This window comes from Caulobacter segnis (assembly GCF_029543125.1).
In the GTDB taxonomy this organism is placed as follows: Bacteria; Pseudomonadota; Alphaproteobacteria; order Caulobacterales; family Caulobacteraceae; genus Caulobacter; species Caulobacter segnis_D.
This window is the reverse complement of sequence record NZ_JARQWW010000002.1, coordinates 296582-309688: the sequence shown is the minus strand read 5'-3', so window position 1 is coordinate 309688 and position 13107 is coordinate 296582. Positions and strand designations below refer to the sequence as shown.

Annotated in this window: 9 protein-coding genes and 1 tRNA gene; 4 read left to right on the top strand and 6 right to left on the bottom strand. The window is 67.4% G+C overall.

Annotation, left to right across the window (positions count from 1 at the left end):
* The first annotated feature begins 2 nt into the window (after positions 1-2).
* Positions 3-78 (top strand) — tRNA-Ala (locus P7B02_RS06255).
* Positions 79-156: 78 nt separating this feature from the next.
* On the opposite strand, the gene P7B02_RS06250 is transcribed toward P7B02_RS06255, so the two are convergent.
* A complete protein-coding gene (locus tag P7B02_RS06250; RefSeq protein WP_277785463.1) occupies positions 157-381 on the bottom strand; it encodes a hypothetical protein in 225 nt (74 codons plus the stop codon).
* 233 nt (positions 382-614) lie between these two features.
* Between P7B02_RS06250 and P7B02_RS06245 the strand changes: the two genes are divergently transcribed.
* Positions 615-2711: a sensor histidine kinase gene (locus P7B02_RS06245; RefSeq protein ID WP_277785462.1), complete on the top strand. Its 2097-nt coding sequence runs from the start codon at positions 615-617 to the stop codon at positions 2709-2711.
* Entirely contained in the window at positions 2708-3169 is a 462-nt protein-coding gene (locus P7B02_RS06240) for a response regulator transcription factor (protein ID WP_277785461.1), read from the top strand. Before P7B02_RS06245 ends, P7B02_RS06240 begins: the two co-directional genes overlap by 4 nt.
* A 678-nt stretch (positions 3170-3847) precedes the next feature.
* Here P7B02_RS06240 and P7B02_RS06235 read toward each other — a convergent pair.
* The 3 genes from P7B02_RS06235 to polA form a co-directional block, all read right to left on the bottom strand.
* Positions 3848-5776 carry a methyl-accepting chemotaxis protein gene (locus P7B02_RS06235; RefSeq protein WP_277785460.1) on the bottom strand — a complete coding sequence of 643 codons (1929 nt, stop codon included), beginning with the start codon at positions 5774-5776 and terminating at the stop codon, positions 3848-3850.
* 291 nt (positions 5777-6067) lie between these two features.
* On the bottom strand, positions 6068-6961 hold the full coding sequence (locus P7B02_RS06230) for an aldose 1-epimerase family protein (protein ID WP_277785459.1): 894 nt from the start codon (positions 6959-6961) through the stop codon (positions 6068-6070).
* Positions 6961-9807 carry a DNA polymerase I gene (polA, locus tag P7B02_RS06225; protein ID WP_277785458.1) on the bottom strand — a complete coding sequence of 949 codons (2847 nt, stop codon included), beginning with the start codon at positions 9805-9807 and terminating at the stop codon, positions 6961-6963. Before polA ends, P7B02_RS06230 begins: the two co-directional genes overlap by 1 nt.
* Before the next feature lie 108 nt (positions 9808-9915).
* On the opposite strand from polA, the gene P7B02_RS06220 reads away from it, so the two are divergent.
* Positions 9916-11259, top strand: a complete 1344-nt coding sequence (locus P7B02_RS06220; protein WP_277785457.1) for a TonB family protein — start codon at positions 9916-9918, stop codon at positions 11257-11259.
* On the opposite strand, the gene P7B02_RS06215 is transcribed toward P7B02_RS06220, so the two are convergent.
* A complete protein-coding gene (locus P7B02_RS06215; RefSeq protein ID WP_277785456.1) occupies positions 11256-12602 on the bottom strand; it encodes an alginate export family protein in 1347 nt (448 codons plus the stop codon). The two genes, P7B02_RS06220 and P7B02_RS06215, sit on opposite strands and share 4 nt — an antisense overlap.
* Positions 12603-12722: 120 nt before the next feature.
* Complete coding sequence (locus tag P7B02_RS06210) at positions 12723-13007, bottom strand: zinc-finger domain-containing protein (RefSeq protein ID WP_431355791.1); 285 nt, start codon at positions 13005-13007, stop codon at positions 12723-12725.
* Between the last annotated feature and the right edge of the window lie 100 nt (positions 13008-13107).

Here is a 13107-nt window from a genome sequence, read left to right as displayed (position 1 = left end):
AGGGGGCCGTAGCTCAGTTGGTAGAGCGCGTCGTTCGCAATGACGAGGTCAGGGGTTCGACTCCCCTCGGCTCCACCAGAAAGGCCCCGTCGCTAAACGACGGGGCCTTTTCCATTTCCGGACATGCTGTCAGCCGCTCGATAGAGCGACCCGGCATCAGAAGTCGTTGGCGGGCGTACGGATGGCGGGCGCGGAATCCTTGCCGTCATCCTCGCGCGGCGCGCGGATGAACAGATAGATGCTGAAGGCGCTCATGCCGAGCATGCCGACGCGCAGGGTGGTTTCGGCATGGGGCGACATCCAGGCGAACAGCGAGGCGGCGAGGAAGAACAGGGCGGACAGGAGCCACAGGGGCGAGGCGTTGTTGTTCATGGCGGTCATCGATCAATAGGTTCTGGCGCAGCTACGAAGCCGCACCGTGTTCGGATGCTTTTCTTCTGAAGACTGAGCCTTCTGCCCCGTGGGGGCGCGGCGGCTCAAGTTTCGTTTTGGTAATGCCAAACGCTGTTCAGCGCCGCTGCATGGGCGTGCAGGGTGGTGCATTGGCGTGCGTCCTGATGTCGCCCGCCCCGCGTCTTAACCCTTCGCCCAAATCTGGGGAGCAACATGGGTCGATGAGACAGGCCGCGCCGACATCCTCGAAGCTGGGCCGTTCGCCGCAGGCGACGGTGGTCTGGACGCTCGCCGCCTTTCTGGCGTCGGCGCTGTGTACGGGCGCGAGCCTGAACTTCGCGCGTGAGGCGGGTCACTTCTCGGCTATCTGGCCGGCCAACGCCGTGGCCCTGGCGCTGATGCTGCGCGCACCGCGCGCCACGCGCCTGTGGATGGTTGCAGGGGCCTATCTGGGCATGGTCGGGGCGGTCGCCGCGTCGGCTCAAGGAGTCGCCTGGGCCCTGCCGGGCGCCTTGCTTCTCTATTCGGCGAACCTCCTGGAGATGGTGCTGTGCCTGCTGGTTCTCAGCCGATGGGCGCCGCGTGGTCTCGACTTCACGCGAGGGCGCGACCTGCTGTTGTTCTGCGGCCTGACCCTCATTGCGCCAGCCGTCTCGGCGACACTCTCGACCGCGCTGCTGACCCTGCTGCCCGTGCCGGTCCCGCCTTACAGCTGGCTGGTCTGGTTCGGACGCAACATGCTGGGTCTGCTGATCCTGACGCCGGCCCTGCTCATGATTTCGCCGCGCCGCATCCGGGCCAGGCGCCTCAAGCCGTGGCGTCCGTGGGATGTGGCTGCGGGGATCGTTCTGCTGGCGGTCCTGATCGGCGTGTTCAGCCAGACCCGCTATCCGATCCTGTTCCTGGTGCCGCCGGCGTTGGTGCTGGTGGCCTTTCGGCGGGGCGCGTTCGGCGGCGCACTGGGCGTGCTGCTGACCGCGGCGGTCTCCGTGGGCGCGACGGTGGCGGGATCGGGGCCGATCATGCTGATCCCGGCCTCTCTTACCGTCCGCGTTCTCGTGCTTCAGGGCTTCCTGGTCGCCATGGCGGCGTCGGCTCTCCCCGTGGCGGCGGCGCTGGCGCGCCAGCGGCGTCTGATGGTGTCCCTGAAGAAGGCCACCGCGCGGGCGGAGCGTCATCGCCGCCAAGCCGAGGCTAGCGAGCGGCGCTATCGTCTGATGGCCGACAGCGCCACGGACATGATCATCCGCTACACGCCGAACGGTCGGATGCTGTTTGTCTCCCCGGCCAGCCAGCAGGTCCAGGGCTACAGTCCTGAGGCGTTGATGGGCCGGTTCATGCAGGACTTCATTCATCCGGACGACATGCCGCGCCTCATCGCCAATGCGCGACGCCTGATGGATGACGAGGCGGCGGAGCGCAGGCCGATCGAGTTCCGCTCCCGCATGCCGGACGGCGGATGGCATTGGTTCGAGACCAACCCTTCGGTGCGCCGCGACGAGACCGGCGCGCCGATCGAGTTCATCGATGTCATGCGCAACATCACAGCCCGCAAAGCGGCGGAGGCTGAACTGGCGACGGCGCGGGTGGCGGCCGGTCAGGCGGCAGCGGCCAAGGCCGACTTCCTGGGCACCATGAACCATGAACTGCGCACGCCGCTGACTTCGATCATCGGCTTCTCCGATCTGCTGGTGGAGAGCGAGGCCCTGCCGGCGGCGGAGAAGCGCTACGCCCAGTGCGTGCGGCAGGCGGCGGGCAACCTGTTCGTGCTGATCAACGACGTGCTCGATTTCTCCCGCATCGATTCCGGGTCGCTGCGCCTGGAGCCCGAGGCGGTGGATTTGCCCGACCTGCTGACCGACGCGCTGGAGCATGTGCGCAGCGCCGCCGAAGCGCGCGATCTTGAGCTTCGGCTGCTGATCGACCCCGCCGTCCCGCCGGTCGTGCAGGTCGACCCCGCACGCCTGCGCCAGATCCTGCTGAATTTCCTGACCAACGCCGTGAAGTTCACCGAGACCGGATCGGTCCGACTTCACGCCGTCATGGTGCATGAAGGGCGTCTGCGCCTGGCGGTGATCGACACCGGCCCCGGCGTTCCGGAGGAGCGGCGAGCGGCGCTGTTCGAACGATTCAGCCAGGTCGACAACTCGTCCAGCCGTGTGCATGGCGGGGCGGGTCTGGGCTTGGCGATCTGTCGCGGCCTCGCCCTGGCCATGGGCGGCGAGGCTGGCTATTCACCGGCCCCCGGCGGGGGCTCGATCTTCTGGTGCGAGATCACCGCGCCGGCGGTGCAGGCGGATGTGGGGGCGATGGGATGACCGCTTCTGTGAACGAGAAGGCGCGAGGCAAGCAGATCGTCCTCGTGGAGGATGACGCCCTGATCGCCGAATGGGTCCAGGTGCGCCTGAAGGCCGCCGGCTATGAGGTGGACTGGCTGCAGAACGGCCAGAGCGGCCTCAACCGCATCCGGCGCGCGCCGCCGGATCTGGTCCTTCTCGACATCTCCATGCCGATGATGGACGGCTTCGCGGTGCTGCGGGAGCTGCGCTACGATTCAAAGACCAAGACCGTGCCGGTCCTGATGATGACCGCTCAGAATACGCGGGGGGATGTTGAGCGGGCCGGCCAATTGCGGGCCAACGGCTACATCACCAAGCCATTTATCGCCCAGGATCTGATCGCCCGGGTCGGCAAGCTGATCGGGGCTCAGGAAACGAAAGACGCCCAGGGCGGTGTCTCGCCCCAGGATGTCAGTTCAGATCCGATCATCATCTAGGGGCGGATTGGTTGGGGCCTGCCGAAACACCCCACGGATCAGAACCCGCAAGGTTGGAAGGGCGGCGGAGCGGCCTGACCCTTGTCAGGCGATGTGACTTTTGGAGTGCCGGGTTCGACGCAGGTCGTTCCGCTCCGCGCGAGCCGTTATCCGGGAGCTGTCGGTAGGCAGCGCTCTTAGCGCTTAGCCGACGAAGCCTCCGACGGGCGGGTGGGATCAGCGTTCCCAGCCCCGGTCCGCGTGAGTAACCCCCTCACGCCTGTTGCGCGCCGCCGATGTCTTGCCGCTTTGGGGCAAGAGCAGTGTCTAGACAGGGATTGCTCCCCTCCTTCCCACCACCGACGGTCGCGCTTCCCGCTCGACCGCATCCCCCTCACGACACAGCGCTGGCCGCGCGCCCTTCCCGTGATGGAGACGGTCAGGAGCTTACGGGAGGTGAAATGGGGGCGGATAAGTCCGCTGATCTCCCCGCCCCACATCCGTCTTCCTAGGCCTTGTGCCTAGGACCCAGAGACTCCGTGGCGGCTGGATTGGCGCGGCGATGGCCGCCGCACTCACCAGGAAGCTCAGCCGTTTCTGGGCTAGGCACGAGGCCTAGGGTGACGGAGTTTGGGAAAGGCAGCAGTCACCCTCACCCCTGCCCCTCTCCCATCAAGGGAGAGGGGAGAGGGATGGACTTTAGAACTCCTCCCACTCGTCGGCCGCCAATTGGGTGGTCGGCTTCATGGCTGGGACGGCGCGGGCGCCGGGGCGTTGGGCGGCGGTGACCGCGGCCTTGCGGGGCGCGGGGTCGCGATTGGCGTTGGCCGCGGCGACTTCGCCCACCTTGAAGCGGGCGACCATGCGGGCCAGCTCGGAGGACTCGCCCTTCAGGGCGTGGGTGGCGGCGGTGGCTTCCTCGACCATGGCGGCGTTCTGCTGGACGACGCTGTCCATCTGGTTGACCGCCACATTGACCTCGCCCAGCCCGGTGGACTGCTCCTGGGCGGAGGCGGCGATGTCGGCCACCAGGGCGTCGATCTCCGCCACCTGGGCGACGATCTGCTCCAGGGCCTGACCCGTCTGGCCGACCAGATCCACGCCCGAGCCGACCTGATCGGTGGAGGTGTTGATCAGGGACTTGATCTCCTTGGCGGCTTCGGCGGAGCGCTGGGCCAGGGCCCGCACTTCCGAGGCGACGACCGCGAAGCCCTTGCCGGCTTCACCCGCACGGGCGGCTTCGACGCCGGCGTTCAGGGCCAGCAGGTTAGTCTGGAAGGCGATCTCGTCGATGACGCCGATGATGTTGCCGATCTCCCGCGAGGAGCTTTCGATCTGGCCCATGGCGGTCACCGCCTGGCGGACGACCGCGCCGGAGCGCTCGGCGCCGTCGCGGGCGGAGGTGACCAGGGTGGTGGCCTCCTTGGCGCCGGCGGCGGTCTTCTTCACCGTGGCGGTGATCTCGTCGAGGGCGGCGGCGGTCTCCTCCAGCGAGGCGGCCTGCTGTTCGGTGCGGCGGGACAGCTGGTCAGAGGCGCTGGCGATTTCATCGGCGCTGAAGCTGACGCCGCTGGAGGCGCCGGCGATCACCGCCATAGTCTCCTGCAGGCGGGCCATGGCGGCGTTGAAGTCTTCCTTCAGCTTGGCGTAGCGGCCGGCGAACTCGGCGTCGATGCGCCAAGTCAGGTCGCCGTCAGCCAGGCGCGACAGGCAGTCGGCCAGGGTGTCGACGACCATGGCCTGGGTGGCTTCGTTGCGGCGGCGCTCCTCTTCGGCGGCGCTTTCAAGGCGCTCGGCCTCCAGGCGGGCGGCTTCGGCCTCCGCCTGCAGGCGGATCTTGGCCAAGGCGTTGTCCTTGAAGGTCTGGACGGCGGCGGCCATCTCGCCGACCTCGTCCCGACGGCCGATGGCCGGCACGTCCACCGAGTTGTCGCCGGACGCCAGGCGGCGCATGGCGCCGGTCATGGCGGTCACCGGCACGGCGATGGACCTGCGCAGCAGGAGGCCCGCGCCGATGGCGGTCAGGGCGACCAAGGCGACGCCGACGATCACCACGAGCTTGGTCCACAAGGCGATGGAGGCCTGGCTTTCCGCCTCGGCCTTCATGGCGTCCTCGGCGGCGGCCTGGATCTCGTCGGCCGTCTCCTCCACGGGAGTGATCAGCTTGTCGGCCACGCCGTCGTTGTTGACCATCGCGGCGCCCTGGGCGCGGGTGGCCGGGTCGGCGGCGAGCTGGATGGCCGGGTTGATGGCCCCGTCGGTCCAGGTCTTGAAGCTGCTGCGCAGGCGGGCCACGCGCTCCAGGCCCTTGGCGTCGCCGGCGAACAGCGTCTCGAGTTCAGCGACGTGGGCCTCGTAGGCCGGACGATGCGATTCCACGAGCCGGCCGCGATAGTAGTCATCGCCCGACAGCAGCAGGCCGCGCAGGGAGTTCTCCTGGCGGGAAAGGCGGTAGCGCACGCCTTCGATGGCGCTGACCACTTTGTGGGCCTGCTCCGTGCGCTGGATCGAGGCGTCCAGACGTTCATTGCTGATGAAGATCGCCGCGCCCATGGCGACGATGACCGCGATGGTCACGCTGAAGATGACCATCAACTTGGCCGGAATGCGCAGGTCGTTGAACGTCATAAAGGCCCCCTAGCCCTTGTCCGGCTTGGGGTTGCTGCATTTACGACGAGTGATTTCGCGTCTTACAGGCTCCCCAGCCTAGAGCATTGGTGGCGTCCCACATGTTTAACGAGTCTTAACGCTAAGGCTTTGCACGCGCGTCGGATTGTCGCGCGCAGCTGAAACCAGGGTAATTCGCGTCGACCCAACACTTGTATGATCCATTGCTTCCAATTCAGTATTTAAATTGACCCGATTTCAGAGCGTCTTTGTTTTGAATTGTCGCTCGCCTTTTGGTTGTTTTCTGGAGTTTCAAGATTCCAGAACTTGGGATTGCGGCTTGATCGTCATCAAGAAGGCCTTCGGTTTCCCTTGCGCCATAAGGAAAACGCCGGGCTTGTCCCGGATATCGCCTGTGTAGCCCTGGGCGTCGGCGAAGCCGCTCCACGGCTCGATGCAGATGTAATCCGCCCCCGGCTTGGTCCAGACGCCCAGGTGCGGGCAGTCGGGGAAGGCGACCTCGACTCCCGGATGTCCGGGAGCGCCATAGACCAAGCGGCGGCTGGCCAGGTCGTCGAAGATCACGGCGTCATTGACGAACAACTCTTCACGCAAGGCCATGTCGCGCCCCTGGACCGGCGTCGGCAGACGGTCCGGGCGCACCAAGCCGTCATCGCCGACCCGCCGGATCGGCGCGGGCTGCGGCTGCTCGAAACGGAGAAGGTGCTCCAGCTTTTCGCCGCCATAGGGCAGGGGCCAGCGCAGGGCCGGATGGAAGCCGAAACTCGCCGGCATTTCGCCGTCGCCGAGATTGCTGACCGTGACGGTGTTGGCCAGCGCGCCGTCCTCAATGGCGAAGGCGACGTCGAGGCGGAACTCGAAGGGATAGACGGCGCGGGTCTGCTCATCCGCCTCAAGACGAAGCAGGACGCGGTCGGCAGTCTGCTCGACGACCTTGAAGGCCTTCGTCCGGGCGAAGCCATGCTTGGGCATGGGATAGGTCTGGTCGCTCAGGCGATAGACGCCGCCGTTCAGCCCGCCGACCACGGGAAACAGCAGCGGCGCGCGGCCGGTCCACCAGGCGGGATCGCCACCCCACAGAAGTTCGCGTCCGTCGCTGTCCGTCAGCCGCGACAGCTCGGCGCCGAAGGGGTTGATCTCGGCCGACAGGCCGTCGCGCTCGATCCGGATCCAGGCGTCGCTCATCAGTGGGCTTCGTCCCAGTTCAGGGCTGCGCGGGCCTCGACCACCAGCGGCACGGTCAAGGCGACGGCTGGCTCCGCCGCGCGCTCCATCACGGCCTTGACCAGGGCGCAGGTCGCTTCGGCCTCCGCCTCCGGCGCCTCGAAGACCAGTTCGTCGTGCACCTGCAGCAGCATGCGGGCGCTCAGGCCGGCCTCAGCCAGGGCGGCGGGCATGCGGACCATGGCGCGGCGGATCACGTCGGCGGCCGAGCCCTGGATGGGGGCGTTGATGGCCGCCCGCTCGGCGAACTGCCGCTGGGCCACCGACTTGCCCCCGATCTCCGGGATGTTGACCTTGCGGCCGAAGATCGTGCTCACGAAGCCCTGTTCGCGCACCTGGGCCTTGGTGCGGTCCATATAGGCCCCGATGCCGGGGAAGCGCTCGAAGTAAGTCTTGATGTAGGCCCCGGCCTCGCCCTGGGGGATGCCCAGCTGGTTGGCCAGACCGAAGGCGCTGATGCCGTAGACGATGCCGAAGTTGATGGCCTTGGCCTGGCGGCGGATCATCGGATCCATGCCTTCGATCGGCACGCCGAACATCTCCGACGCCGTGGAGGCGTGAATGTCCAGACCGTCGGCGAAGGCCCGCTTCAGCTGCGGGATGTCGCCGATGTGGGCCAGCAGGCGCAGCTCGATCTGGCTGTAGTCGGCGCTGATCAGGACGTGGCCCGGTTCGGCGATGAAGGCCTTGCGGATCTTGCGGCCTTCCTCGGTGCGGACCGGGATGTTCTGCAGGTTGGGGTCGTTCGACGACAGCCGCCCGGTGGTGGTGGACGCCAGGGCGAAGGACGTGTGAACCCGGCCCGTCGACGGCGCGATCGCCGCGATCAGGTTGTCGGTGTAGGTGCCCTTCAGCTTCGAAAGCTGGCGCCAGTCCAGCAGAACGCGGGGGAGTTCGTTCCCCTCGGCGGCCAAGCTCTCCAGCACGTCGCTGTCGGTGGACCACTGGCCGGTGGCGGTCTTCTTGCCGCCGGTCAGCTGCATCTCGCCGAACAGGATGTCGCCGATCTGCTTGGGGCTGCCCAGGTTGAAGGGGCGGCCGACGATTTCCTGCGCCTTGGCCTCGTATTCGGCCATCCGCATCGAGAAGTCGTTGGACAGTTTGCGCAGAGCCTCGGGGTCGACCTTGATCCCCTCGTTCTCCATCCGCGCCAGGACCGGCGGCAGGCCGCGCTCAAGGGTCTCGTAGACCGTCAGCAGACCCTCGCGCGCCAGGCGCGGCTTCAGCCGGTTGTAGAGGCGCAGGGTGACGTCGGCGTCTTCGGCGGCGTAGCGCGTGGCCGGCTTCAGCTCCACATGCTTGAAGCTGATCTCGCTCTTGCCCGTGCCGGCCACCTGCTTGAACGGGATCGGGCTGTGGCCCAGGTGCAGGCGAGACAGCTCGTCCATGCCGTGACCGTGCAGGCCCGCCTCCAGCACGTAAGAGATCAGCATGGTGTCCTCGATCGGGGACACGTCGATGCCGTGCCGGGCGAGGACGGCGATGTCGTACTTGGCGTTTTGGGCGATCTTCAGGACCGCCGGGTCCTCCAGCAGCGGCTTCAGCCGGTCGATGACCTCCTGCAGCGGAATCTGCTCGAGGTCGGCCGCGGCTTCGAGGGCGAGGCCTTCCTTCTCGCAATGGCCCACGGGGATGTAAGCCGCCTCGCCCGGCGCCACGGCCAGGGACACGCCGCACAGGCCGGCGGTGGCGGACGACAGGGCGTCCGTCTCGGTGTCGAAGGCGACGATCCCGGCGGCGCGCGACCTGGCGATCCAGGTGTCCAGCGTGGCCACGTCGCGGATGCAGACATAGGCGTCGTGGTCGATGGCGGACTCGGGCGGCGCCTCAACCGGCGCCTTGGCGGCGGCCGGCGCGCCAATCCCCGGCAGGGGCGTGCCCGCGCCGCCCTTGCCGATGCGCGTGGCCAGCGTGCGGAAGCCCATGTCTTCGAGGAAAGCCCCCAGCACATCCTTGTCCGGCTCGCGCAGGACCAGCTCGTCCAGCGGCTCGGGCAGGGGCGTGTCGCAGTCCAGTTTCACCAGCGCCCGCGACAGGCGGATCTGGTCGGCGAACTCGATCAGGGTCTCGCGGCGCTTCTGCTGCTTGATCTCGCCGGCGCGGGCCAGCAGCGTGTCGAGGTCGCCGTACTCGTTGATCAGGGCGCTGGCGGTCTTGATGCCTATGCCAGGGGCGCCGGGGACGTTGTCGACGCTGTCGCCGCACAGGGCCTGGACGTCCACCACCCGCTCCGGCGGCACGCCGAACTTCTCGATCACCTGTTCACGGCCGAGGCGCACGTTCTTCATGGGATCGTACATCGACACACTGTCGTCGATGAGCTGCATCAGGTCCTTGTCGGAGGACACGATGATCGCCTCGCCCCCGGCGTTGCGTGCGGCGCAGCTGTAGGCGGCGATCAGGTCGTCGGCCTCATACCCCGCCAGCTCAATGCACGGCACGCCGAAGGCGCGGGTGGCGTCGCGAACCAGGGCGAACTGCGGGACCAGGTCCTCGGGCGGCGGCGGACGGTGCGCCTTGTACTTGTCGTACAGATCGTTCCGGAAGGTCTTTTCCGAATGGTCGAAGATCACCGCCAGATGCGTCGGGGCGTCGCCCTGCATGTCCCGCATCAGCTTGAACAGCATGTTGCAGAAGCCGGACACGGCCCCGACCGGCAGGCCGTCGCTCTTGCGGGTCAGGGGCGGCAGGGCGTGATAGGCGCGGAAGATGAAGGCCGAGCCGTCCACCAGGAACAGGCGGATGGCGGGACCGTCCTGGGTCAGGGGGCGGTCAGGTGCGGCGGTCGGCTCGATCGTGTCGGTCATGGCGCGGAAGATAGGCGCGCCGGCGCTCCGGGTCAGCCCCGATCATCGACTGTCTTGCTACCGTTGCGGAATAAGGGTTTGGTGGCGGAAATTCTCGTTGGGGTTGTGATGCGCGCTGCGATTCTTTGTGGCTTGGTCTTGGGTCTTTGCGCCGCTGGGGCTCCGCTCTCCGCGGAGCCGGCGATCAGCGAGCCGGACTGGGCGTCAAAGCCATCCGGCAAGGATTTTGATCGGGCCTATCCCAGCGCCGCGCGAAAGGCGAAGTTGAATGGGGAGGCGGTGCTGGATTGCAGCGTGGCGCCAGACGGCGCCCTCGATGCCTGTTCGGTGGTGAGTGAAAGCCCCAAGGACTATGGCTTCGGCGAGGCGAGTCTGGCTGTCGCATCCAAGTTCCGGATGAAGCCTGAGGACGCGTCGCGCCAAGCCGGGGCGAAGGTGCGGTTTCTGGTGGAGTTCTATGAGGCCGGGTTCACCACCCGAACGGCTACGGGGGAAATCCGTACAACTGACTGGCGCAGGAAGCCAAGCGCCCACGATCTGCAGGGCGTTTGGCCCGCGGCCGCACTCAAGCGCGGCGTAGGCGGCAAGGCGACGATCGATTGCCAAGTCAGCACGGTCGGCTTGCTGGAGAAGTGCAAGGTGAAGTCGGAGGAGCCCGCCGGGCTCGGCTTCGGATCCGCCGCGCTGGCGCTGTCAGGGGCGTTCGAGATGCAGCCGCGGCTGGAGAACGGCACGCCGACCAAAAGCACGGTGACGATTCCGATCGTCTTTGGAGCGGCCGGGGCCGGGTCGATGACGAATGTCGGCAAGACCTTCAAAATGCTTCAGCGGCCGCTCTGGGACGCCGCACCGACGTCTGCGGACGTGGCGGCGCTCTGGCCGAGGAGCGGGGCTCAGGACCTGGAGACAGCTCGGGTCACCCTGACCTGCTTTCCCAAGCCCGACGGAACGTTGCGCGGGTGCCGTGAGGTCCTGGTCTCTCCCAACAGGGGCGCTTTCCGAGACGCCGCGTTTAAACTGATCCCCAAGTTCAAACTGCGGCTGTCGGGTCTTGAGCCAGAGCTTCTGAAAGAGATCGGCGTCACCGTGCCGATCCAGTTCCTCAATCCCGCGACCCACACCCAGCCGCGGGCGCTCAGCAATGCTCAGTGGGCGCGCTCGGCCGACTTCAATCAGGTTTTGGCGGTCTTCCCAGAACAGGCCGTCGCCAAGGGGATCAAGCAAGGTCTTGGCGTCGCCCAATGCGTGGCCGCCGTGGGCGGGCGGCTGGACGACTGCAAGCCGCTTCGCGCCGACCCGGCCGATCTGGGGTTCGCCGAGGCGGCCGTGGTGATCGCCCGCTCGATGCAGTTGAATGCGTGGGGCGAGGATGGCCTGCCGCCTGACGGCGCGGTCCTTCGCCTGCCGATCCGGTTCAACCTGAACGAACCGGCGGCGAAGGCTGATCCCTAGAACTGCGTGATCGCGCTCAGGGCCAGATAGGCGCTGTTCTCGCCGTTCTTCGAGGCGTTGGGCGCGTCCTGCAGGAAGCGGCCCTTGGCCAGGATCAAGGCGTTGGCCTCCAGCCGCAGGCGGTCCTTCACGGCCCAATAGCGCACGCGGCCCTCAAGCTGGTGGCCGGCGAAGTCGCCGGAGGCGCCGGTGGCGTCCCGCACGCTGGTGGTCGAGAAGCTGTCGGTGTCCGCCGCCAGCCACATGCTGCGGAACGAGGCGAAGGCGTCCAGGCGCTTGTTCGGCGCCACCTCCAGGCGAATGCCCGGGGTGATGATGTTCGCCCGGCCGATGGCGGCGTAGATGCCCGAGGGGCCGAAGTCCGCGCGGCGCATGCCCAGCAGGGTGTCGAAACGCCCGTACTTGCCGCCGGGCTCGTCGCCGCTGGCGTAGTCCAGCTCCACCGACAGGCGCGGCTTCCAGGCGCTGTCGCGGGTGTAGCCGACATCGGCGTGGACGAAGCTGGCCCACACGTCGAGGGTCGGATCGTTCGCACCCGTGCCGCGGCTGACGGTTCCGGTCTGGCCGACGACCTCGACCTCGTAGTCCCAGGCGGCCACGGTCGGCTCCAGGATCACGCGGGCGCCGAAGGTGTCCAGATCGCGATCGCGGGTCGGGGACCCGGGCGCGTCGTGTTCTTCGAAGTGGAAGAACTCGCCCTCCAGGGTGGCCTTGCCGATGGTCTTCGGCCGCGCGGCGACGCCGCCCCAGACCACCAGATCGTCGTTCTCGGTGTCGGGATACTGACGATTGTCGAGCAGCGACTGGATGTCGTTCGGGCGACGCACCTGCGGCATCACATAGAGCAAGGTGGTCTTCACCCCGGCCGGCGCCATGTCGACGCGCACGCCCGTGTAGCCGTTGGTGGTGTTGCGATAGTCGTCGGCGGCGACCAGACGGCGCGAGCCGACGTTCAGCATGAAGCGGCCGGCCTGAAGGTTCACCGGACCCAAGGCGTCGCTCTTGAGCTTCACGGCGGCGTAGGCCTGGACCAGTTCGGCGGTGTTGACCTCGTTGGTGCCGATGGGGGAGCGGCGATCCGCGCCATAGACGCGGCTGTCGTACATCTCCGCGAACAGGGTCACCGGACCTTGGCGCCGCTCGGCGGCCAGGGTGGTGCGAACGCTCCACAGATCGTCCTGGGTGTTGAAGTTCGGCCGGACCTGATCGTCGACGGTCTCGTATCGGACGCGGACGCTGCCCGAAAATTTCCACTGCGCCTCGGAAGCATCGGCCGCGAAGGCCGCGGCGGGCGTGAGAAGCAGACAGGTCGTCGCCAGCGCGACGCGCTTGAACTTGGTCATGGCAGGTCCCCCAAACCTGGCCGCGCGGAAAGCACGCGGCGTTGGGGGAGTTCTACGCAGCCGGTTCCTAACGACCCTTAAGTCGGCGGAAGCTTCGCCTTGGGGCGAATTGACGCGGGCCTAGTGGCCGCCCGCGCCTTCATAGACGCCCGGGGCCAGGCGCTCGTCCTCGTGACCGTCCGAGCCATGGGCCAGGACGAAGCGACGATCGCAGTAAGAGCAGTCGATGTACCCCGCGGCGCCCATCTCCAGCCACACCCGCGGATGGCCCAGCGGACCGCCGACGCCGTCGCAGGCGATGCGGTGGGAGCGCACGGTCACCGTCTCCGGAGCCGGGCCGACGCCCAGGTCGGGAGCCGACATCGTGGCGGCGGTGTCGGGGATCGGCTTGGCCTTGCGCGCCATGGTCTAAAGCTTTCCGTGTGGCCCGCCTCAAGAGGGTCGGCGGGCGAATTGGTCGATGCGGCCTTGGCTACAGGGCCTGCGGGCCATACCTATGCGACGG